This window comes from Paraliobacillus sp. X-1268 (assembly GCF_003426095.1).
Classification (GTDB): domain Bacteria; phylum Bacillota; class Bacilli; order Bacillales; family Amphibacillaceae; genus Paraliobacillus_A; species Paraliobacillus_A zengyii.
Genome location: NZ_QJSK01000015.1, coordinates 37,098 through 58,334, shown reverse-complemented (window position 1 = coordinate 58,334; position 21,237 = coordinate 37,098). Strand labels below are relative to the sequence as shown.

General features: G+C 37.2%; 21 protein-coding genes and 2 other annotated features. Of the genes, 17 read left to right on the top strand and 4 right to left on the bottom strand.

Features of this window, described 5'->3' with window-relative positions:
• Positions 1–19 precede the first annotated feature (19 nt).
• The 4 genes from D2K62_RS14305 to D2K62_RS14290 all read right to left on the bottom strand — a co-directional run bounded on the left by D2K62_RS14305 (position 20) and on the right by D2K62_RS14290 (position 5,020).
• Positions 20–1,684, bottom strand: a complete 1,665-nt coding sequence (locus tag D2K62_RS14305; RefSeq protein WP_117161630.1) for a glycerol-3-phosphate dehydrogenase/oxidase — start codon at positions 1,682–1,684, stop codon at positions 20–22.
• Positions 1,685–1,903: 219 nt separating this feature from the next.
• A complete protein-coding gene (gene glpK, locus D2K62_RS14300) occupies positions 1,904–3,409 on the bottom strand; it encodes a glycerol kinase GlpK (protein ID WP_117161629.1) in 1,506 nt (501 codons plus the stop codon).
• Between the two features lie 11 nt (positions 3,410–3,420).
• Positions 3,421–4,266: an MIP/aquaporin family protein gene (locus D2K62_RS14295; RefSeq protein ID WP_112179227.1), complete on the bottom strand. Its 846-nt coding sequence runs from the start codon at positions 4,264–4,266 to the stop codon at positions 3,421–3,423.
• Between the two features lie 199 nt (positions 4,267–4,465).
• The gene (locus D2K62_RS14290) at positions 4,466–5,020 is read right to left on the bottom strand and encodes a glycerol-3-phosphate responsive antiterminator (RefSeq protein ID WP_112179229.1); all 555 of its coding nucleotides are present in this window, start codon (positions 5,018–5,020) and stop codon (positions 4,466–4,468) included.
• Positions 5,021–5,464: 444 nt separating this feature from the next.
• On the opposite strand from D2K62_RS14290, the gene ispD reads away from it, so the two are divergent.
• The 17 genes from ispD (at position 5,465) to rpoB (ending at position 21,134) form a co-directional block, all read left to right on the top strand.
• Positions 5,465–6,151, top strand: coding sequence for a 2-C-methyl-D-erythritol 4-phosphate cytidylyltransferase (gene ispD, locus D2K62_RS14285; RefSeq protein ID WP_112179231.1), 687 nt, complete (start codon positions 5,465–5,467; stop codon positions 6,149–6,151).
• Positions 6,152–6,377: 226 nt separating this feature from the next.
• Positions 6,378–7,841 (top strand): glutamate--tRNA ligase, encoded by a 1,464-nt coding sequence (gene gltX / locus D2K62_RS14280; RefSeq protein ID WP_117161628.1) that lies wholly within the window; start codon positions 6,378–6,380, stop codon positions 7,839–7,841.
• 48 nt (positions 7,842–7,889) lie between these two features.
• Positions 7,890–8,110 (top strand) — a binding site (T-box leader).
• Positions 8,111–8,201: 91 nt separating this feature from the next.
• Positions 8,202–8,870 carry a serine O-acetyltransferase gene (cysE, locus tag D2K62_RS14275; RefSeq protein ID WP_112179234.1) on the top strand — a complete coding sequence of 223 codons (669 nt, stop codon included), beginning with the start codon at positions 8,202–8,204 and terminating at the stop codon, positions 8,868–8,870.
• A complete protein-coding gene (gene cysS, locus D2K62_RS14270; protein WP_112179236.1) occupies positions 8,851–10,251 on the top strand; it encodes a cysteine--tRNA ligase in 1,401 nt (466 codons plus the stop codon). Before cysE ends, cysS begins: the two co-directional genes overlap by 20 nt.
• A 2-nt stretch (positions 10,252–10,253) precedes the next feature.
• Complete coding sequence (locus D2K62_RS14265) at positions 10,254–10,655, top strand: Mini-ribonuclease 3 (RefSeq protein ID WP_117149445.1); 402 nt, start codon at positions 10,254–10,256, stop codon at positions 10,653–10,655.
• A 1-nt stretch (position 10,656) separates the two neighbouring features.
• Positions 10,657–11,400 (top strand): 23S rRNA (guanosine(2251)-2'-O)-methyltransferase RlmB, encoded by a 744-nt coding sequence (gene rlmB / locus D2K62_RS14260; protein ID WP_112179240.1) that lies wholly within the window; start codon positions 10,657–10,659, stop codon positions 11,398–11,400.
• A 3-nt stretch (positions 11,401–11,403) separates the two neighbouring features.
• Positions 11,404–11,913: an NYN domain-containing protein gene (locus D2K62_RS14255; protein ID WP_112179241.1), complete on the top strand. Its 510-nt coding sequence runs from the start codon at positions 11,404–11,406 to the stop codon at positions 11,911–11,913.
• 84 nt (positions 11,914–11,997) lie between these two features.
• On the top strand, positions 11,998–12,657 hold the full coding sequence (gene sigH / locus D2K62_RS14250) for an RNA polymerase sporulation sigma factor SigH (RefSeq protein ID WP_112179243.1): 660 nt from the start codon (positions 11,998–12,000) through the stop codon (positions 12,655–12,657).
• Between the two features lie 81 nt (positions 12,658–12,738).
• Positions 12,739–12,885 (top strand): 50S ribosomal protein L33, encoded by a 147-nt coding sequence (gene rpmG, locus D2K62_RS14245; RefSeq protein ID WP_112179245.1) that lies wholly within the window; start codon positions 12,739–12,741, stop codon positions 12,883–12,885.
• 45 nt (positions 12,886–12,930) lie between these two features.
• The gene (secE, locus tag D2K62_RS14240; RefSeq protein WP_112179247.1) at positions 12,931–13,110 is read left to right on the top strand and encodes a preprotein translocase subunit SecE; all 180 of its coding nucleotides are present in this window, start codon (positions 12,931–12,933) and stop codon (positions 13,108–13,110) included.
• A 137-nt stretch (positions 13,111–13,247) separates the two neighbouring features.
• A complete protein-coding gene (nusG, locus tag D2K62_RS14235) occupies positions 13,248–13,781 on the top strand; it encodes a transcription termination/antitermination protein NusG (RefSeq protein WP_112179249.1) in 534 nt (177 codons plus the stop codon).
• A 159-nt stretch (positions 13,782–13,940) separates the two neighbouring features.
• The gene (gene rplK / locus D2K62_RS14230) at positions 13,941–14,366 is read left to right on the top strand and encodes a 50S ribosomal protein L11 (protein ID WP_157967388.1); all 426 of its coding nucleotides are present in this window, start codon (positions 13,941–13,943) and stop codon (positions 14,364–14,366) included.
• 190 nt (positions 14,367–14,556) lie between these two features.
• Positions 14,557–15,252, top strand: coding sequence for a 50S ribosomal protein L1 (gene rplA / locus D2K62_RS14225; RefSeq protein ID WP_112179252.1), 696 nt, complete (start codon positions 14,557–14,559; stop codon positions 15,250–15,252).
• A gap of 54 nt (positions 15,253–15,306) precedes the next feature.
• Positions 15,307–15,462, top strand: a sequence feature (ribosomal protein L10 leader region).
• Between the two features lie 63 nt (positions 15,463–15,525).
• Complete coding sequence (gene rplJ / locus D2K62_RS14220; RefSeq protein WP_112179254.1) at positions 15,526–16,029, top strand: 50S ribosomal protein L10; 504 nt, start codon at positions 15,526–15,528, stop codon at positions 16,027–16,029.
• Between the two features lie 68 nt (positions 16,030–16,097).
• A complete protein-coding gene (gene rplL / locus D2K62_RS14215; protein ID WP_112179255.1) occupies positions 16,098–16,460 on the top strand; it encodes a 50S ribosomal protein L7/L12 in 363 nt (120 codons plus the stop codon).
• 72 nt (positions 16,461–16,532) lie between these two features.
• Positions 16,533–17,132: a class I SAM-dependent methyltransferase gene (locus D2K62_RS14210; protein WP_112179257.1), complete on the top strand. Its 600-nt coding sequence runs from the start codon at positions 16,533–16,535 to the stop codon at positions 17,130–17,132.
• 456 nt (positions 17,133–17,588) lie between these two features.
• Entirely contained in the window at positions 17,589–21,134 is a 3,546-nt protein-coding gene (gene rpoB, locus D2K62_RS14205) for a DNA-directed RNA polymerase subunit beta (RefSeq protein WP_198663186.1), read from the top strand.
• Positions 21,135–21,237 lie beyond the last annotated feature (103 nt).

Here is a 21,237-nt window from a genome sequence, read left to right as displayed (position 1 = left end):
AAGTTTAAAGAGTCTTACATTAATTTTTTTCACGTGTTTCAACAGGTTTTGTTGCATAATGAATTTCTTCTTCCAATAACTCAATATGTTGATTCAATTGATCTTCTGACCAATGGAAACGATCGTTCATATACTTAATGACTCCTGTTTTCCATTGTCGAACATAATCAATGTCAAAGAACAATGCACTCGTACGTCTATTGAAAAAGTCAATTGGTGATACAACCATTTCCTCTTCTATGCCATATACGAGAGAGGCAAAGACATGAACAGGTAAATCGTAATGGACACTTTCATTTCCTTGTGTGTCAATAATTTCATAAACGCGCTTCACGTTCGAACCATAAAGATTTGATAGTCTTTTCGCTTCTACTTCCGTTAAACCTAGCTTCTCTCCTTTCTCTGTCCATTCTCTAATAAATGTATCCAGATTAGACGATCCACCTACATCTCCGCCTGACAAGATGACTTTTTCTGTTTTGCATTTTACTTTATTACCTAATTCACGTCCTGCAATATCAACAATTCTTTCTGCCATTTTTCGATAACCAGTTAATTTACCTCCGGCAATAGAAAGCAATCCACTGTCAGATTCAAAAATCTCATCTTTTCTAGAAATCTCAGAAGCACTTTTTCCTTCTTCGTGAATTAGTGGGCGAAGACCGCTCCAACTAGATTCTACATCTTCACGATTTAATTTAACCGATGGAAACATATAGTTTGTAGCATCAATGATATAATCCATGTCTTTTTCTGTCATGTGTGGAGAAGCAACATCTTCTAAATAATGCGTATCCGTTGTTCCAACATAGGTCTTGCCAGCTCTTGGAATAGCAAACATCATCCGGCCATCATCTTCCGTGTCAAAATAAACTGCTTGTTTTAGGGGGAATCGAGTTTGATCTATGACAATATGAACGCCCTTCGTTAAGTGAAGGTATTTTCCTTTTTTAGAATGATCTTTCTCTCTTAGTTCGTCTACCCAAGGCCCTGCTGCATTGATAACCTTTTTAGCATGAATATCGTAAACGTCTCCTGATACAAGATCTTTCACTTTTGCTCCTACAACTTTTCCATTTTCATAGATAAGTGATTCGGCTTTTGTATAATTGATTGCTTGCGTTCCTCTAAATACGGCTTCTTTTAAAACTTCAAGCGTTAGCCTAGCATCATCTGTTTTATACTCTACGTAAACTCCGCCACCTTTTAATTTCTTCTCTCCTAGCAAAGGCTCTCTCTTCATTGTTTCTTTCTTACTCAACATTTTTCGCCGTTCGCTGCGCTTTACCCCTGCTAAAAAGTCATAAACTTTCAAGCCTAATGAAGTGGAAGCCTTACCAAATGTTCCACCTTGGATTATTGGCAGCAACATCCATTCGGGACTTGTCACATGTGGAGCGTTTTCGTAAACAATTGCTCTTTCTTTACCTACTTCAGCAACAATTTTAAATTCAAACTGCTTTAAATAACGCAACCCGCCATGAACTAATTTAGTTGAACGACTAGATGTTCCGGCAGCAAAATCTTGCATTTCCACTAATCCTGTTGATAAGCCTCTTATTGTTGCGTCTAGAGCAATGCCAGCTCCAGTTATTCCCCCGCCAATAACAAGAATATCGAGTTCTGTTTCTTTCATTTTTTGCAAATAGGTTTCACGTTGCATCGTTGAAAAAGGTTTAACCATATAAAAACATCCCTTCTAGTAGTTTGTTAACTTATATAAATAAGAAACTCAGTCTTTCGGAGATTTATCATGTATCGAAAAAAAGAGACCACAACAACCCTTACATAAAAGAGTATCTTCTATGCTCAAGTGATGTGGTCTCTCCATCTCCGGACCTTTTTATTAATTTAAACTAATTATATCATAGATTACATACTTTTATAACAAATTAGCTTAATATCACTTTTTCTTTTTCTTGAATTTCATTGTTGCTTCAACAGCTGTTTTCCAGCCATCGTATAAGTCTTCTCTAACGGATTCTTCCATATCAGGTGTGAACGTGCGGTCAATGTGCCAATGTTCTGCAATCTCCTCTTTATTATCCCAGAATCCAACTGCTAGACCGGCAAGATAAGCAGCGCCTAAAGCTGTCGTTTCTTGAATTTCAGGACGATCAACTGGTACATTCATAATGTCGCTTTGGAATTGCATTAAGAAATTATTTGCTACAGCTCCACCATCTACACGAAGCGCTTTAACATCAATTTCTGAGTCAGCCACCATTGCTTCAAGAACATCTCTTGTTTGATATGCTAATGATTCCAGAGTTGCTCTAATAAAGTGTTCTTTTTCAGTGCCACGTGTAAGTCCGAAAATTGCGCCACGAACTTCACTATCCCAATAAGGTGTCCCCAAACCAACAAACGCAGGGACCATATAAACGCCATCTGTTGATTCCACTTTCGATGCATAGTTTTCTGTTTCAGATGCAGACCTCAGCATTCTCAAACCGTCTCTTAGCCATTGAACCGCTGAACCAGCGACGAAGATACTTCCCTCAAGAGCATATTCTACTTTTCCGTCTATGCCCCACGCGATTGTTGTTAATAACCCATGTTTCGACTTAACTGCTTCTGTTCCTGTGTTCATTAACATGAAACAACCAGTACCGTATGTGTTCTTCGCCATTCCTTTTTCAAAACATGCTTGACCAAACAATGCCGCGTGCTGATCTCCTGCTGCGCCGGAAATTGGAACTTCTTCACCAAAGAAGTGGTAATCAATTGTTTTAGCGTATTCTTCTGATGAAGGTCTAACTTCTGGAAGCATGCACTTTGGTACACCTAAAATATCTAATAATTCTTCATCCCATTTTAATTCATAAATATTATACATTAACGTCCTGGAAGCATTCGTATAGTCAGTAACGTGGGCTTTCCCACCCGAAAGCTTCCAGATTAACCACGTATCAATTGTTCCAAATAATAGTTTTCCATCTTCGGCTTTTTCTCTTGCTCCTTCAACGTTATCTAAAAGCCACTTAACTTTAGTTCCAGAAAAATATGCATCAATTAGGAGTCCTGTTTTATCTGTGAAAAGCTCGCTGTATCCTTTTCTTCGTAACTCTTCACAAATTGGATCTGTTTGACGGGATTGCCAAACAAGTGCGTTATAAATAGGTCTTCCAGTTTCTTTATCCCAAACGACCGTCGTTTCACGTTGATTCGTAATTCCGATCGAAGCAATCTCTTTTGGTGAAATATTTTGATTGTTTAGAACTTCAGCAATAACCCCTAAGATCGATGACCAAATTTCGTTTGGATTATGTTCTACCCAACCTGGATGTGGAAAAATTTGTCTGAATTCCTTTTGAGCACTATCGACAATTTTACCACCTTTGTTAAATAAAATTGCCCTTGAGCTTGTTGTTCCTTGATCTAATGCAAGTACATATTTCTTTTCCATAATAAATCCCCCTATGCCTGTTTTTGTTTTGGATTATGAATTGTCTCATCAACACTTGTTGACGTAACTTCTTCTTTTTTAGCTTTGAATGAAATACCTAGAACGATAAAGAATAATGCTATGAAAATCCAAAGACCTGCATTTATCGTACCATTAAACAAAGCTACATAACTTAATGTTCCTAGAGATCCTCCGATGATTGGCCCTGCAATTGGAACCCAAGAATATGCCCATCCACTATCGCCTTTATTATGGATTGGGAGAATTGCGTGAGCGATACGAGGTCCAAGGTCACGAGCTGGGTTAATAGCATAACCTGTTGTTCCACCCAACGACATCCCGATAACAACGATCAAGAAACCAGTCAATAATGGATCTAGTCCAGCCGTTACGTCATTAGCACCTAATGCTAGAATTCCAAACAATAATACAAATGTTCCAAGAACTTCAGTGAAGTAATTAGAAGGAGAATGGTCAATTGCTGGGCCTGTTGCGAACACACCAAGTTTTGCTCCCTTATCCTCCGTGTTTTTAAAATGCGGATAATACATAGCGAAAACAAGAGATGCGCCTACAAATGCTCCACTAATTTGGGCTGCGATATAACCTGGTACACTACTCCAAGCAAAGTCTCCAATCATGGCAAGACCTATAGTTACTGCCGGATTAATGTGACCTCCACTAACTCCTCCTATCATATAGACCGACATTGCTACACCGAGGCCCCATGCAAATGTTATAACAATCCATCCGCTTCCTTCTGCCTTTGTGCCTTTTAAAACAACACCTGCAACAACACCTCCCCCGAAAATGATTAACATCATTGTTCCTAAAAATTCAGCTAAAACTGGTGACATGTCAATTCCCTCCCAAACAAATTTTAGGAGACCAAATAAGACCAACAGAATCCACCCTAGACGTATCGCCTTTAGGTGCATTTCCGTTGGTCTCCTTAGTCTCCACGAAAAATTTATTAACTTAAGGTTCATTCAAACAGATGTTGAAAGCGGTGTCAATAGATTTTCGATAATTAAATAACTTAATTGTTTAAAAAGTTTAATTATTAAATTCCCATAAGTTCCTGTTTGACGTCGTTACCGCTGTTGCTCCGGCTTCTAATGCAGCATTTACTTCATCAATTGTACGTATCAATCCACCGGCTATAATTGGCACATTTGTTTTATCATGAATTTCTTTAATAATATGTGGAATAATCCCGGGAAGGACTTCTATTAAATCTGGTTGAATCGAATCTAGCATATTATAGCTAGAATCCAATGCAATTGAATCTAGTAGAAATAACCGCTGAATCGTAATTATTTTCGCCTTTTTGGCGGTTAACAGAACATTTTTTCTAGTTGAAATTAATCCCTCGGGGCGAATGTCCCTGCATAAAAATTGGGCTGCGAATTCATCACTCTTTAAACCTTTCACCAAGTCCGCATGAAGCAGTACTTTTTTATCATGATCATGAAGCATTTTAACTAAACTTTTCAGTTGTCCAATATGTGTATTTAGTAAAACAACATACTCGTAATTTGAATTGGCCACTTTTTCTAAATCTTTTAAGTCACGAATAGCAGGTAAGATAGTTGAGTCAGATATAGTCATGTAGTAACTTCCTTTCCGTTTTTAACAGATATCGTAAATAGTATAGCATATGCAAAAGCTCACTTAATTCTGAAAAAAAGATAGTTTATTTTTATATATACCCCTGTTTCCAATCACCTAACTACTTATCTCGCTAGGTTAGAAAGATCTGAGCAATCGCTCTAGTTAATAGAATTTAGTTGCCTATAATGTTTGCTGGCTTGCTATCTACTTCTTAATATAAACAATCTCTTATAATATGAGTATGATAGAATCTGTAAACCAATGCTTTGCCAAACTAAAATTACTTGAAAAAGCGCAGTAAAAAAGGTATAACATATAAGGGATGATAAAAAGTGATAACCATCTGGTATCACTTTTTATTTGTTTGGAACGATTTAATAGTATCAAACAACAAAATATATGTTAGTTCAAGATACGTAATAAGAGAACGGAGACATAGTCATGGAGTATGTAGCTATTGTACTTGCTGCTGGGATAGGGAAGCGAATGAACATAGGTGAAAACAAACAATTTTTAAATCTAATGGATAAGCCTTTAATTATACATACGTTAACCATATTTGAAAATGATCCATGCTGTGAAGCTATTATATTAGTAACACAACAGAATGAGCAAGAAAGAATGCAGTCTGTCCTTCTGGATTATTCCTTTACTACAGCAATTACGCTGGTAACTGGCGGAAGACATCGACAAGACAGTGTTTATAATGGTTTGTTAGCTATTCGCCCGTTTCAGGAAACGAATGATTTTCTTGTCTTTATCCATGATGGTGCAAGGCCTTTTGTGACACAGAAATATTTACATGAGCTAGCAAAACGTGCAAAGGAAAATCGTGCTGCATTATTGGCTGTTCCAGTAACGGATACGATTAAAGAAAAGAATGGAGACCAGTTAACAACGCTTGACAGATCCAAACTTTGGGCAGCACAAACGCCACAGGTTTTTCAATTTGAGTTGATCTGGGAAGCGCATCAAAAAGCCAAAGAGACAGGTTTTGTTGGTACAGATGACACATCTTTAGTTGAGCGATTAGGTTATTCTGTATGTATAGTCGAAGGAAGTTATAAGAACATAAAATTAACTACACCCGAAGATATAAAAAGAGCAGAGGCTTTTCTAAATAACTAGCATCTCATATTGTGAGAATTAGAGTGAATATCACTTGTATATTTGGGACTGATTTAGGCCAAATTAATGTAAAAGCAACTGCAACGGAAAAGTTAGGTTTTGTTCAGCAGCTCAAGCAGTTATTTTATTAATAGAAACGAAAAGGAAAATGGAATAGACGCAAAAAATGCTGAAAAATGATAAAATAGTTAATATTATGGTATGAAACGAAAGGGGAAAGATAAAGATGACAAAAGATATACGCGTGCGTTATGCACCAAGTCCGACTGGAAACTTACACATTGGTAATGCTCGTACGGCATTATTTAATTATTTATATGCAAAACATCTAGGTGGGAAATTCATTATTCGTACGGAAGACACGGATGAGAAGCGTAATGTTGTAGGTGGCGAAGAAAGTCAATTAAACTATTTGAAATGGCTTGGTGTTACTTGGGATGAGGGTGCTGATATCGGTGGTGCTTATGGACCTTATCGCCAAACAGAACGATTAGACATATATCAAACACATGTTTCTGATTTATTGGATCGTGGTCTTGCATACAAATGTTATGTAACGGAAGAGGAATTAGAGCAAGAGCGCGAACAACAACGTGCGAATGGACAAGTACCCAAATATTCCGGGAAACATCGTAACTTAACAGCAGAACAAATAGAGCAGTTTGAAGCAGAAGGTAGACAGCCTAGCATTCGTTTTCGTGTTCCTGAAGGTAAAACATATACGTTTAAAGATATTGTAAGAGATAATATCACGTTTGAGTCGAGTGACTTTGGTGATTGGGTAATGGTTAAGAAAAACGGTATTCCAACATACAATTTTGCTGTTGCTATTGACGACCATTTGATGGAAATATCAGATGTCTTAAGAGGTGAAGAGCATATCTCAAATACACCAAAACAAATGATGATTTTTGATGCATTTGGTTGGGAAGCGCCGCGATATGGTCATATGACCCTCATTTTAAATGAAAATCGCAAGAAATTAAGTAAGCGTGATGAGCATATTTTACAATTTATCGAACAATACAAAAACTTAGGTTATTTGCCAGAAGCATTATTTAATTTCATTGCTTTATTAGGTTGGTCTCCAGTTGGGGAAGAAGAAATTTTTACACAAGAAGCGTTTATTGAAATGTTTGACCCTGATCGCCTATCAACGTCAGCGGCAATATTTGATCCTCAAAAACTGAAGTGGGTAAACAACCAGTACATTAAAGCTGCCAGTCTTGATAGTGTTGTAGAACTTGCATTACCGCATTTAATAACTGCAGGTAAATTACCTGAGGATATGGATGAAGAGACAAGAGAATGGGCAATTGAGTTGATTGCTTTATACAAAGAGCAATTAAGTTATGGACAAGAAATTGTTGAACTTACTGAACTTTTCTTCCAAGCGGGCATTACATATCCAGAGGAAGCTAAAGATGTGTTATGTGGTGAACAAGTTCCTGAAGTGTTGCGTGTATTTGCTGAGAAATTGTCAGCGGTGGATGTATTGACTCCAGAAGCGGTTAAAGCAGAGATTAAAGCAACGCAAAAAGAAACAAAACAAAAAGGCAAAAACTTATTTATGCCGATTCGTGTTGCAACAACTGGTCAGGCACATGGTCCAGAATTACCGAATGCAATATACTTGTTAGGAAATGATGTTGTCCAAACTAGAATAACGAATGTATTAGAACAATTATAGATTGTATCAGTTCCATTTTGTGTTAAAATATAATATAGTATAACTAATAAGTGAACGTTGAAGAGGAAAAGTACTGACGTCCGTACTTAATTTAGAGAAAATCACCATTGGCTGAAAGTGATTTTAGGTACACGTCTTGGAAATGCACCTTGGAGTCCTTTGTCGAAATCCGAGTAGACAAAGGCGGTTTTTAACCGTTAAAAAAAGCCTAAGTGGAGGGAATTTATTCCCTAAACAGAGTGGGACCGCGCATGTAAAGCGTCTCTGTGTTGATTAAGACATAGAGGCGTTTTTTTGTACGAAAAATACTAGAATTGAACCCATTTAATTATGTGGTTGTCCATAGGGGGAAACGATATTATGTGGTTATGGAAACAGCTGAAAAAAGATATGGATGTGATCTTTGATCAAGATCCAGCTGCACGTACATATATAGAGGTCTTTTTAACGTATTCGGGTTTGCATGCAATCTGGTCACACCGAGTAGCCCACATGTTTTATCGAAAAAAATTCTTCTTTATAGCGCGTGTGATATCACAGTTTAGCCGTTTTCTAACTGGGATTGAAATTCATCCTGGTGCTCAAATAGGCAAACGTTTTTTTATTGATCATGGTATGGGAGTTGTGATTGGTGAAACATGTGAAATAGGAGATAACGTTACAATTTTCCAAGGTGTTACATTAGGTGGGACTGGAAAAGAAAAGGGGAAGCGGCATCCTACAATTAAGGACAATGCCTTAATAGCTACGGGTGCAAAAGTATTAGGTTCTATTGTTGTTGGGGAAAGTTCGAAAATAGGTGCAGGCTCTGTTGTCTTAGAAGATGTGCCTGATCATTCAACAGTCGTAGGGATACCGGGACGTGTTGTTGTTCAAAATGGAGAGCGTATAAGAAGAGATTTGGATCATCATAAATTACCAGATCCAGTTGCGGAAGTCATTGATAATATGAAGCAAGAATTAAAAGATTTACATGATGAGTTAGAAAATTTAAAAGGAGTGAAATCAAATGACAATTCGGATGTATAATACGTTAACCCGAAAAAAAGAAGTTTTTGAACCTATAGAGCCTGGAAAGGTCAGTATGTATGTCTGTGGTCCGACAGTTTATAACTACATTCATATAGGGAATGCAAGACCAGCGATTGTATTTGATACTGCACGTCGTTATTTAGAGTTTAGTGGTTATGAAGTTAATTATGTACTAAACTTTACAGATGTAGATGATAAAATTATCAAAGCTGCCAAAGAATTAGATGAGGAAGTGCCAGAGATAGCTGAACGCTTTATTGAAGCTTATCAAGAAGATGTTGCAGCTTTGGGTGTTAAAAAGGCAACACACCATCCACGTGTAACCGAATCAATGGATGAAATAATAACATTGATTGCAGAGTTAATTGAGAAGGACTTTGCTTATGCGGCTGATGGTGATGTCTATTTTAAAACGCGTGCGTTCGATGGTTATGGAAAACTTTCTCACCAATCGATTGACGATCTACGTTCGGGTGCTAGAATTCAAGTAGGAGAAAAGAAAGATGACCCAATTGATTTTGCGCTATGGAAACAAGCGAAACCGGGGGAAATATCATGGGCATCACCTTGGGGAAAAGGTAGACCGGGTTGGCATATCGAATGTTCAGCAATGGCAAAGAAGTATTTGGGAGAGACAATTGATATTCATGCAGGCGGTCAAGATTTAGCATTTCCTCATCATGAAAATGAAATTGCCCAATCAGAAGCTTCCACAGGTAAGAGCTTTGCGAATTACTGGATTCACAATGGCTATATTACAATAGATCATGAAAAAATGTCCAAATCATTAGGTAATTTTATTTTAGCGCGTGAATTGATTGGGAAATTTGATCCACAGTTACTACGTTTCTTTATGCTTAGTGTGCATTATCGAAATCCGATTAATTTTAGTGAAGCATTATTAGAAGGGGCTCAAAATAGTCTGGATAGAATCAAGAATTCCTATCAAAACCTACTGCATCGTAAAGAAGCTAGTATGGATCTTACGGATGACGATAGTATTTGGTTAGATAAAATAGAGCGGTACAAGGAACAATTTATTGCAGAGATGAATGATGATTTTAACACTGCTAATGCCATTTCTGTAATCTTTGATATAACAAAAGAAGCCAATGTTTATTTGCAATCAAAACAAACGTCAACAAACGTTATCGAAGCATTTCAAAATGCACTAGATTTGTTGTTAGATATTTTGGGCATTAATGTAACCGAAACGGAAATGTTGGTGGATGATCAAGTAGACCAATTAATGCAACAACGTGAAAAAGCTCGAGCAAATCGAGATTTTGCTTTGGCTGATAAAATTCGAGATGATTTGAAGGCTCAAAATATTATCTTAGAGGATACACCACAAGGTACGAGGTGGAAGAGAGGATAGTTATGAAATTACAGGATGTAAAGCAGATGAAAAGTCTGGCGTTAGCCTATATAGGTGATGGGATTTATGAATTATATGTTCGAGAATATTTGATTAATAAAGGAATTCAAAACCTACAAAACTTACATCAATCTGCCATTGGATTTGTCTCAGCTAAAGCACAAGCTAAAGTATTAATATATTGGCTCGACAAGGGTAATTTAGATGAAGAAGAACAAGCTGTTGTACGAAGAGGTAGAAATGCGAAATCTGGTTCAATTCCGAAAAACACAGATTTAAAGACATATCGTCATAGTACAGCGTTTGAAGCGTTGATTGGTTATCAGTATCTAATGAAAGAGCAAGCGCGTTTAGAGGAATTGATAAATGAAGCTATAGGATTTGTAGAGAAAGGAGAGGTATAATATGTCAGAAGAATGGATTGTCGGTAAAAACCCTGTGGTTGAGGCGCTAAGATCAGGACGCTCTATTAATAAAATTATGGTTTCCGATCATTTGAACAGCCAAGCCACACAAAAGTTACAAGCATTAGCAAAGCAGAGTGGAATTGTTTTACAAAAAGTACCTAAACAAAAAATAGATCAATTAGTTGATGGAAACCATCAAGGGGTGGTGGCATCTGTCGCAGCTTATTCTTATGCTTCACTAGATGATATATTTCAGTTAGCTGAAGAAAAAGAGGAAGATCCATTTTTTATTTTGTTAGATGAAATTGAAGATCCACATAATTTAGGTTCCGTTTTACGAACTGCCGATGCTACAGGGGCTCATGGTATTATTATTCCCAAACGTCGTGCAGTTGGCCTAACAGCAATCGTTGCGAAAACGTCTGCTGGAGCTATTGAATATGTACCTGTTGTACGTGTAACAAATATGGCGCAAACAATTGAGGAGTTAAAATCTCGTAATGTATGGGTAGTTGGTACGGAAGCGGAAGGCACGGAAGATTATCGAGCGTTAGAGGGAACCATGCCAATAGCACTTGTGATTGGCAATGAAGGAAAGGGCATGAGCCGGTTAGTGAAAGAAAAGTGTGACTGGACAGTACGTTTGGCAATGCAAGGAAAAGTATCTTCTTTGAATGCTTCGGTAGCGGCTAGCTTGTTAATGTATGAAATATATCGCAAACGACATCCTTTAGGTAAATAACCGATGGATGTCCTGTTAGTAGATGGCTATAATATGATCGGTGATTGGGATGAGCTTAAGAGCCTCAAAGAGACTGATCTAGAGCAAGCTCGCAATATACTTATTGAGAAGATGGCTGAATATCAAGCTTATCGAGGATACCGTGTTATTATTGTATTTGATGCTTATGAAGTTCGAGGAACGCAAACAAAGCAACAAAATCACAAAGTTGAAGTTATTTATACGAAAGAACAAGAAACTGCAGACGAATGTATAGAGAGAGTGGTTAAAGAATTTAAAAATGTTAAGACAAAGGTTTATGTTGCAACATCTGATTATACAGAACAACGCACGATTTTTGCTCAAGGTGCTTTTCGTAAATCAGCAAGAGAGCTATATATTGAAATAAAAAACGTCCAAACTGAAATAGATAATGATTTAAAAACATATAAAAGCACGCAAAAAGCTACCAAAATTCCAATTACGCAAGATGTATTGGACGTTTTTGAACGCTGGCGAAGGGGAAACAAGTGAAAAACGCACTGTTGACGATAGTTGAACGCTTACAGTATAATGTTATAAAGTATATTCACTTTCAACACTCGGGAGGAGTCCAGGTTGCGTACTGCTTACATTGATCCAAATAATCATGTTACAGACTTAGAGAGACTCGAAGACGATGAGCTAATTATGCTTGTACATCGTGGGCATAGTCAGGCTTTGGACTTTTTAATAAAAAAACATAAAAGTTTTGTGCGAGCAAAAGCAAGGACATATTTCTTGATTGGTGCAGACCATGACGACATCATGCAAGAGGGGATGATTGGCTTATACAAGGCAATCCGGGATTATAATGGAGACAAGTTATCTTCCTTTAGAGCATTTGCGGAGCTATGTGTAACACGTCAGATTATAACAGCAATTAAAACAGCTACAAGACAAAAGCATATGCCGCTAAACTCTTATGTTTCATTGGATAAACCAATTTATGATGAAGAGTCAGAACGAACATTATTAGATATGTTGGCTGATTCGGATGTTATAGATGATCCGCAAGATCTAGTTGTTAATCAGGAAAGGTACGGAGATATGGAAGGTAAGTTAGCTGAAGTGTTAAGTGGATTTGAACGAGAAGTGCTCGCTTTATATATAGATGGGCGTAGCTATCAAGAAATTTCGCTTGAGTTGAAGCGACATGTGAAATCAATTGATAATGCTCTTCAAAGAGTCAAGCGTAAATTGGAACGGTATATAAACGTTAGTGAAATGAGTTTTTAACAGACCAGGGAATCGTTGACAGTCCAATGTAACCATGCTACATTATTAAGAGTGAAACTCACTCTTGTTAGGGGTGAGAGAATGCAAAAGAAAGTGATTTTAGCGTGTACGGAATGTTTAAGCAGAAATTATAGTACAAGTAAAAATACATCAAGCACAGAACGCTTACAAGTTAATAAATTTTGTAAAAAGTGTAAGAAGCACACATTGCATCGTGAAACAAAGTAAAGAGTAATTAGTTAAATTTTGGCGGAAGTTTGGGGGTACCAATCAGTGAATCTCATTACGTTCTTTAAAAATGTTTCCAGAGAAATGAAAAAAGTTTCATGGCCTGGAGGACAAGAATTATTTAGATATACAGTCACTGTAGTTGCAACTGTAGCATTTGTTGCTGTCTTTTTTGCTATAGTAGACTTAGGTATTACAGAAATTCTTAATTTATTTTTTGAATAGTTCACGGTATTATATGCTATAATGATAAATAATAGACATTTTAAACAAGGGAACCCGTTTTTACGGGTTTTTTAAATTGGGAAAAATAATAGATTATTATAATAAGGGAGGGAAGGGGCGTAATGATGCCCTGTTGAATGGAAAAAGAGTGGTTTGTTGTGCATACTTATTCAGGTTATGAAAATAAGGTGAAAGCTAACTTGGAAAAGAGATTAGAATCGATGGGAATGGAAGATAAGATCTTCCGTGTTTTAGTTCCAGAAGATGAAGAGACAGAAATTAAGAATGGTAAGAAAAAAGTAGCTAAGAAAAAAGTGTTTCCGGGTTATGTATTAGCAGAGATGATCATGACGGACGGTTCTTGGTATGTAGTTCGTAATACACCAGGAGTGACCGGATTTGTCGGTTCTGCTGGTTCAGGTACGAAACCAACATCTCTTTTACCTGAAGAAGCGGAAATGATTTTAAAGCGGATGGGTATGCAAGAGTCTGTTACAGAAGTCGATTTTGAGTTAAAAGAAAGTGTAAGGGTTGCGGATGGACCGTTTAATGATTTCACTGGTACTATTGAACAAATTGACTTAGATAAACAAAAGGTAAAAGTGCATGTTAATATGTTCGGTCGTGAAACGCCAGTTGAATTAGATTTTTCTCAAATAGAGAAACTATAACGCGTTTAGATTATTAAAGAATAGCTTGCATTTTCAATTTGAACATGCTAAAATTTTAATGTTCTTTATGCTTCGAGTATAAGGTTTCAAATGATAGAGATGAGTGGGAGGGTCTGAGATGCCCTATTACCACATCACGGACTTAAGGAGGTGTGTCTCGTGGCTAAAAAAGTAATTAAAGTAGTTAAACTTCAAATCCCGGCAGGGAAAGCAAATCCAGCACCACCAGTTGGACCAGCATTGGGTCAAGCAGGTGTTAATATTATGGGATTTTGTAAGGAATTTAATGCCCGTACGCAAGATGAAGCTGGTATGATTATTCCGGTAGAAATTTCGGTTTTTGAAGACCGTTCCTTTACATTTATTACAAAAACTCCGCCAGCTGCGGTATTACTTAAAAAAGCAGCAGGAATCGAAAGCGGATCAGGTGAACCTAATCGCAACAAAGTTGCAACGTTGAAGCGTGATAAAGTAAAAGAGATCGCAGAAACAAAAATGCCTGATTTAAATGCTGCAGATGTTGAAGCTGCTATGCGTATGGTAGAAGGTACTGCACGTAGCATGGGTATTGTTATTGAAGATTAATCCCAAAGCTTTAGACTGATGAGGAGAAGGTTGCGCTAATGGGGTATAAGCCATTTTCGCAACCTTTTTGTAGGATGACAAACTAGATTATAGTTGTCTAGTCCTTGTTAGTAGAATCTTTCTATTAACAGGATCCGCTTTATTAAGTGGGAGGTATAACCGTTAAAACCACATTCAAGGAGGAAATATAATGGCTAAAAAAACGAAGAAACAACAGGAAGCAATTAAACTTGTTGATCGTACTAAACAATATGAGGTAAAAGAAGCATTGGAATTAGTGAAGCAAAATGCAAATGCTAATTTTGATGAAACAATTGAAGCTGCTTTTCGTTTAGGTGTAGATCCTAAGAAAGCAGATCAACAAATTCGTGGAGCAATGGTATTGCCACACGGTACTGGTAAAACACAGACGGTTCTAGTGTTTGCTAAAGGTGATAAAGCAAAAGAAGCGGAAGCTGCTGGAGCTGATTATGTAGGAGAACAAGATTTGATTAATAAAATTAATCAAGGATGGTTCGAATTTGATGTTATTGTAGCGACTCCAGACATGATGGCTGAGGTTGGTAAATTAGGACGTGTGCTTGGACCAAAAGGTTTAATGCCAAATCCTAAAACAGGTACAGTAACATTTGATGTTGAGAAGGCAGTAAATGAAATCAAAGCTGGTAAAGTAGAATACCGTGTTGATCGTCAATCAAATGTACACGTACCAATCGGAAAAGCTTCATTTGATTTGGATAAACTTATTGAAAACTTTGATGCACTTACAGACACATTGATGAAAGTAAAGCCACAAGCATCAAAGGGTATCTATGTTCGTAATGCAGCAGTTACATCTACAATGGGACCAGGAGTTAAAGTGGACCCGTCAACTTTTGGAAAATAAGAATTAGTTATTGACTTCATGATAGCTCTTGATTATAATAAGAAATGTTGAAAATAAATCAAATACGTTATACCGTAGACAGTAGGAGCGTTATTCGCTTAATATCCTACCGAGGTGTCTGAATAAATATGATATTGTACGAAGTGATATCTAATCCATTCAAACAAACCTTCACGTCTACTACAGATGTGAAGGTTTGTTATTAGATGAATCGAGATAAAAAGACTAACCTGATGTTTCGGTATGATGATAAGTCAATAGGAGGTGGAATTTTTGTCAACTATTATTGAACAGAAAAAACAAATTGTATCTGAAATTGCAGACAAGTTCCGCGATAGTGAATCTACCATCCTTGTAGATTATCGTGGCCTTGATGTAGCAGCAGTTACAGAACTACGTGATCAACTACGTGCAGCTGGTGTAGAGTTTAAGGTATATAAAAACTCAATGACACGTCGTGCTACAGAAGAACTTGATCTTGGAGATTTGAAAGATGTACTTGCAGGACCAACTGCTATCGCTTTTAGTAAAGAAGATGTAGTGGCTCCAGCAAAAATTTTAAACAATTTCGCTAAAGATCACGAAGCATTAGAAATTAAAGGTGGCGTAATTCAAGGTAACATCGCGACACTTGAGCAAATCAAGGATCTTGCGGCACTACCAAATTACGAAGGATTACTTTCAATGTTGCTTAGCGTACTACAAGCTCCAGTTCGTAACTTCGCTTATGCAACAAAAGCTGTTGCAGAACAAAAAGAAGAAGAGCAAGGTGCTTAATTACTGATTTTCAGAAAAGGTATTTGCAAAACATTTACGTATTAAAACATAATTAGGAGGAAAATATAATGTCTAAAGAACAAATTATCGAGCAAATCAAAGAAATGTCTATACTTGAGTTAAACGACCTTGTTAAAGGAATTGAAGAAGAATTTGGTGTAACAGCAGCAGCACCTGTAGCAGCTGGCGGTGGCGCTGGTGGAGCGGTTGAAGAAGAGCAAACTGAATTTGATGTTGTTCTAGCAAGCGTTGGATCAGCTAAAATTAAAGTTGTTAAAGCAGTTCGTGAGATCACAGGTCTTGGACTTAAAGATGCTAAAGATCTTGTAGATAACGCTCCTGGTGCAATCAAAGAAGGCGTTACTAAAGAAGAAGCAGAAGAAATGAAATCTAAACTTGAAGAAGTTGGCGCTTCAGTAGAATTGAAGTAAGTTAAAACTAGTGTAAAGCTCGTCTATTAATAGACGAGCTTTACACATTTATTAAATAAAGTAGGTGCTAATATGTCTGAGCAATACTTTGCGAATCAACCTCAATCAAAAAGTGACCCCAAAACGTGGAGTTTTGAACTACGTAGTAATTCCTTTCAGTTTACAAGTGATGTTGGAGTTTTTTCTAAGAATGAAGTGGATTTTGGTTCTAGAACGTTAATAGAAGCATTCACAGTACCAAATGTTTCCGGTGATATTGTTGATCTTGGCTGTGGTTATGGACCAATTGGTCTTGCGCTAGCTAAGGTATTCCCAGACCGGCATTTCATTATGAGTGATGTTAATGAAAGAGCACTCGTTTTAGCGAAAAAGAATGCAGAACAAAACAACATAGATAATACTACATTTTATGTGAGTGATCGTTTTCAATCTATACCTAAAGTAGAATATGCAGCTGTTTTGACCAATCCGCCAATCAGGGCCGGAAAAGAAGTGGTTCATCAAATGTTTGAAGATAGTTTTCAAAATTTAATGAAGGGCGGTCAGTTGTGGGTGGTTATTCAAAAAAAGCAAGGTGCTCCTTCTGCCTTTAGAAAAATGCAACAAATGTTTAAAGAAGTTGAAACAATAAAAAAGAGTAAGGGTTATGAAATCATTTGTGCAACAAAATAATGCATTTAATTAAATGTTGACTCTAGTGGTTGATTGTGGTAGCATTGAAAAATGCCAATAGGTAGATTCGTGTGTCAATAGGCATGCGACAAGGAAAAAATGTATATTATGATTAATAAAGGAAACAATGGTAATGCTGTGAAGGTAAGTGTAGAAGTTTGGGGATTTAGTAGTAGTTTTAATGCTGTTTCCAGGCAGAAATTGTTTCGTTAATTTTCAATACAATACCATTTACTTACATATGTAAATGTATTATAACGACTTGTGAGTAAGTCATTTCACAAGTTTGTTCGGTGAGATTGCCGAACAATTTTTATTCTGATTAAATTATACCTTTTCCGCTGTATAAGTCAATAGCAGTTAAAACATTATTGGAATAAGGTGAAGGTATGTGAGCTTGTCAAAATTTTATTTTGATTTATTAAGCTCTTTTGTTTTCTATTCTTGATTTGAGGGGTGAAGCAGTTGACAGGTCAACTAGTTCAGTATGGACGACACCGCCAGCGCAGAAGCTATGCACGTATCAGTGAGGTATTGGAACTACCAAATCTTATTGAGATTCAAACAGCTTCCTATGAATGGTTTTTAGAGGAAGGATTGCGGGAAATGTTTAAAGATATTTCTCCAATTGAAGATTTCACAGGGAATTTATCACTAGAATTTGTTGATTATAATCTAGGTGAACCAAAATATCCTGTTGCTGAATCGAAAGAAAGAGATGTTACCTACAACGCTCCGCTTCGTGTGAAAGTTCGTTTATTAAATAATGAAACTGGCGAAGTAAAAGAGCAAGAGGTATTTATGGGAGATTTCCCTTTAATGACAGATACAGGTACTTTTGTTATTAATGGAGCCGAGCGTGTTATTGTATCACAGCTTGTTCGTTCGCCAAGTGTGTATTTTAGTGAAAAAATAGACAAAAATGGTAAACGCGGATATAAAGCTACAGTTATCCCCAATAGAGGAGCATGGCTTGAGTTTGAAACAGATGCTAAAGATGTTGTGCATGTTCGTATAGATCGCACAAGAAAGTTACCAATTACCGTATTATTACGGGCAATAGGTTTTAGCAATGATCAAGATATTATTGATCTTATCGGTGATAATGAATATTTAAAAAATACATTAGAAAAAGATAACACAGAAACAAGTGAAAAAGCTTTATTAGAAATTTATGAGCGTTTACGACCTGGCGAGCCGCCAACTGTTGAGAATGCAAAAAGCTTATTAGTTTCTAGGTTTTTCGATCCGAAACGATATGATTTAGCTCGTGTTGGACGTTATAAAATGAATAAAAAGTTACACATTAAAAATCGTCTTTTTAATCAAACTTTAGCGGAACCGTTAGTAGATCATGAAACCGGGGAAGTTGTAGCACAAAAAGGTGATAAACTAGATCGTCGTTTATTAGATAAAATCTTACCATATTTGGATGCAAAAGAAGATAGTTTTGGCGAGCAATATGTTGAACCTGATGAAGGTGTACTTAAAGAGCCAATAAAAATTCAAATGATTAAAATATTTGATCCCACTGATCCTGAAGGGGAAAGAACGCTAAATGTTATTGGTAATGGAGCAGTTGATGATTCGGTTAAGAATATTGCACCATCTGATATTCTTGCTTCTATTAACTATTTCTTTAACATTTTACATCAAGTAGGTAATACAGATGATATTGATCACTTAGGAAATCGTAGACTTCGTTCTGTAGGTGAATTGTTGCAAAATCAGTTCCGTATTGGTCTTTCTAGAATGGAACGTGTAGTACGTGAGCGTATGTCTATTCAAGACACCTCAGCAATTACACCGCAGCAATTGATTAACATTCGTCCTGTAATTGCTTCCATTAAAGAGTTTTTCGGTAGTTCTCAACTTTCACAATTTATGGACCAAACAAATCCATTAGCTGAATTAACCCACAAACGTCGTTTATCTGCGCTTGGACCTGGTGGTTTGACTCGTGAACGTGCAGGTTTTGAAGTTCGTGACGTACACTATTCTCACTATGGCCGTATGTGTCCGATTGAAACGCCTGAGGGGCCGAATATTGGTTTAATTAACTCTTTGTCATCATTTGCAAAAGTTAATAAGTTTGGTTTTATTGAAACACCATACCGTCGTGTTGATCCAGAAACAGGCAAAGTTACGGAACGTTATGATTATATGACTGCAGATGAAGAAGATAATTATGTTGTTGCGCAAGCAAATGCTAGTCTAACAGATGATGGATCATTTGCAGACGAAGAAGTTATCGCTCGTTTCCGTGGTGAAAATACTGTTGTAAGTCGTGATCGTTTAGATTATATGGACGTTTCACCAAAACAAGTTGTATCCGCAGCTACAGCATGTATTCCATTTTTGGAAAATGATGACTCTAACCGTGCGCTTATGGGTGCCAACATGCAACGTCAAGCTGTTCCTTTATTACAACCGCGTTCGCCGATTGTTGGTACTGGAATGGAATATGTATCTGGTAAGGATTCAGGTGCAGCTGTTATCAATCTACGAGATGGTATAGTGGAACGTGTCGAAGCGAAAGAAGTTCGAGTTCGCCTCATATCAGAAGTTGATGGGAAAGAAGTACAAGGCGATGTTGATACATATCGCTTGCAAAAATTCATCCGTTCTAACCAAGGAACCTGTTATAACCAACGACCAATCGTTAGTGTTGGGGATCGTGTGAAAAAAGGAGAAATCCTAGCAGATGGTCCTTCAATGGAAGATGGTGAACTAGCACTAGGGCAAAATGTTCTAGTTGGCTTTATGACTTGGGAAGGTTATAACTATGAGGATGCTATTATCATGAGTGAACGCTTAGTGAAAGATGATGTTTACACTTCTATCCATATTGAAGAATATGAATCTGAAGCTCGTGATACAAAGCTAGGACCTGAAGAGATTACAAGAGACATTCCAAACGTCGGAGAAGATGCACTACGCGACCTTGATGAGAGAGGTATTATCCGTGTTGGTGCTGAAGTTGAAGATGGTGATTTACTAGTAGGTAAAGTGACACCAAAAGGAGTAACAGAGTTATCTGCTGAGGAACGCTTGTTACACGCAATATTTGGTGAAAAGGCGCGTGAAGTACGTGATACTTCCTTACGTGTACCACACGGTGCCGGTGGAATTGTATTGGATGTTAAAATCTTTAATCGCCAAGATGGTGACGAACTACCACCAGGTGTGAATCAATTAGTTCGTGCTTATATTGTGCAGAAACGTAAAATTCATGAAGGTGACAAAATGGCTGGTCGTCACGGTAATAAAGGTGTTATTTCTAAGATATTACCAGAAGAAGATATGCCATTTATGCCAGACGGAACACCAATCGATATCATGCTTAACCCGTTAGGTGTACCATCACGTATGAACATCGGTCAGGTACTTGAAATGCACTTAGGTATGGCTGCAAGACAACTCGGTATTCATGTAGCATCTCCTGTATTTGATGGAGCTCGTGAAGAAGATGTGTGGGAAACGATTCAAGAAGCTGGAATGGCAAGAGATGCAAAAACAGTTCTTTATGATGGACGTAGTGGAGAACCATTTGATAACCGTGTTTCTGTTGGTGTCATGTACATGATTAAACTAGCGCACATGGTTGATGATAAACTACACGCACGTTCGACTGGACCATATTCACTTGTTACACAGCAACCATTAGGTGGTAAAGCACAATTTGGTGGCCAACGTTTCGGTGAAATGGAAGTTTGGGCACTAGAAGCATATGGTGCAGCTTACACGTTACAAGAAATTTTAACAGTGAAGTCAGATGATGTTGTTGGTCGCGTGAAAACATATGAAGCAATTGTTAAAGGAGAAAGTATTCCAGAGCCAGGTATACCAGAATCATTTAAGGTATTAATTAAAGAGTTGCAAAGCCTTGGTTTGGATGTAAAAATGCTTTCAGCTGATGAAGAAGAAATTGAACTTCGAGATATAGATGAAGAAGATACACAATCGGCAGATCAATTTAATCTTGAACTTGAAGGTAAATAATTAAACAGTTCTCACTTTTATCGTTTGATATGTAAAAAGTTGTTCGAATTAGTTAATAAACAAGAGATTTTTATTTCTTGTTTTTAACTATTTGGGCACATAC

Excerpts from the sequence above, each read along its gene's own strand:
- D2K62_RS14305 (WP_117161630.1), bottom strand. The coding sequence starts at position 1,684 with ATGGTTAAACCTTTTTCAACGATGCAACGTGAAACCTATTTGCAAAAA.
- glpK (WP_117161629.1), bottom strand. The coding sequence starts at position 3,409 with ATGGAAAAGAAATATGTACTTGCATTAGATCAAGGAACAACAAGCTCA.
- D2K62_RS14295 (WP_112179227.1), bottom strand. The coding sequence starts at position 4,266 with ATGTCACCAGTTTTAGCTGAATTTTTAGGAACAATGATGTTAATCATT.
- D2K62_RS14290 (WP_112179229.1), bottom strand. The coding sequence starts at position 5,020 with ATGACTATATCTGACTCAACTATCTTACCTGCTATTCGTGACTTAAAA.
- ispD (WP_112179231.1), top strand. The coding sequence starts at position 5,465 with ATGGAGTATGTAGCTATTGTACTTGCTGCTGGGATAGGGAAGCGAATG.
- gltX (WP_117161628.1), top strand. The coding sequence starts at position 6,378 with ATGACAAAAGATATACGCGTGCGTTATGCACCAAGTCCGACTGGAAAC.
- cysE (WP_112179234.1), top strand. The coding sequence starts at position 8,202 with ATGTGGTTATGGAAACAGCTGAAAAAAGATATGGATGTGATCTTTGAT.
- cysS (WP_112179236.1), top strand. The coding sequence starts at position 8,851 with ATGACAATTCGGATGTATAATACGTTAACCCGAAAAAAAGAAGTTTTT.
- D2K62_RS14265 (WP_117149445.1), top strand. The coding sequence starts at position 10,254 with ATGAAATTACAGGATGTAAAGCAGATGAAAAGTCTGGCGTTAGCCTAT.
- rlmB (WP_112179240.1), top strand. The coding sequence starts at position 10,657 with ATGTCAGAAGAATGGATTGTCGGTAAAAACCCTGTGGTTGAGGCGCTA.
- D2K62_RS14255 (WP_112179241.1), top strand. The coding sequence starts at position 11,404 with ATGGATGTCCTGTTAGTAGATGGCTATAATATGATCGGTGATTGGGAT.
- rpmG (WP_112179245.1), top strand. The coding sequence starts at position 12,739 with ATGCAAAAGAAAGTGATTTTAGCGTGTACGGAATGTTTAAGCAGAAAT.
- nusG (WP_112179249.1), top strand. The coding sequence starts at position 13,248 with ATGGAAAAAGAGTGGTTTGTTGTGCATACTTATTCAGGTTATGAAAAT.
- rplA (WP_112179252.1), top strand. The coding sequence starts at position 14,557 with ATGGCTAAAAAAACGAAGAAACAACAGGAAGCAATTAAACTTGTTGAT.
- rplL (WP_112179255.1), top strand. The coding sequence starts at position 16,098 with ATGTCTAAAGAACAAATTATCGAGCAAATCAAAGAAATGTCTATACTT.
- D2K62_RS14210 (WP_112179257.1), top strand. The coding sequence starts at position 16,533 with ATGTCTGAGCAATACTTTGCGAATCAACCTCAATCAAAAAGTGACCCC.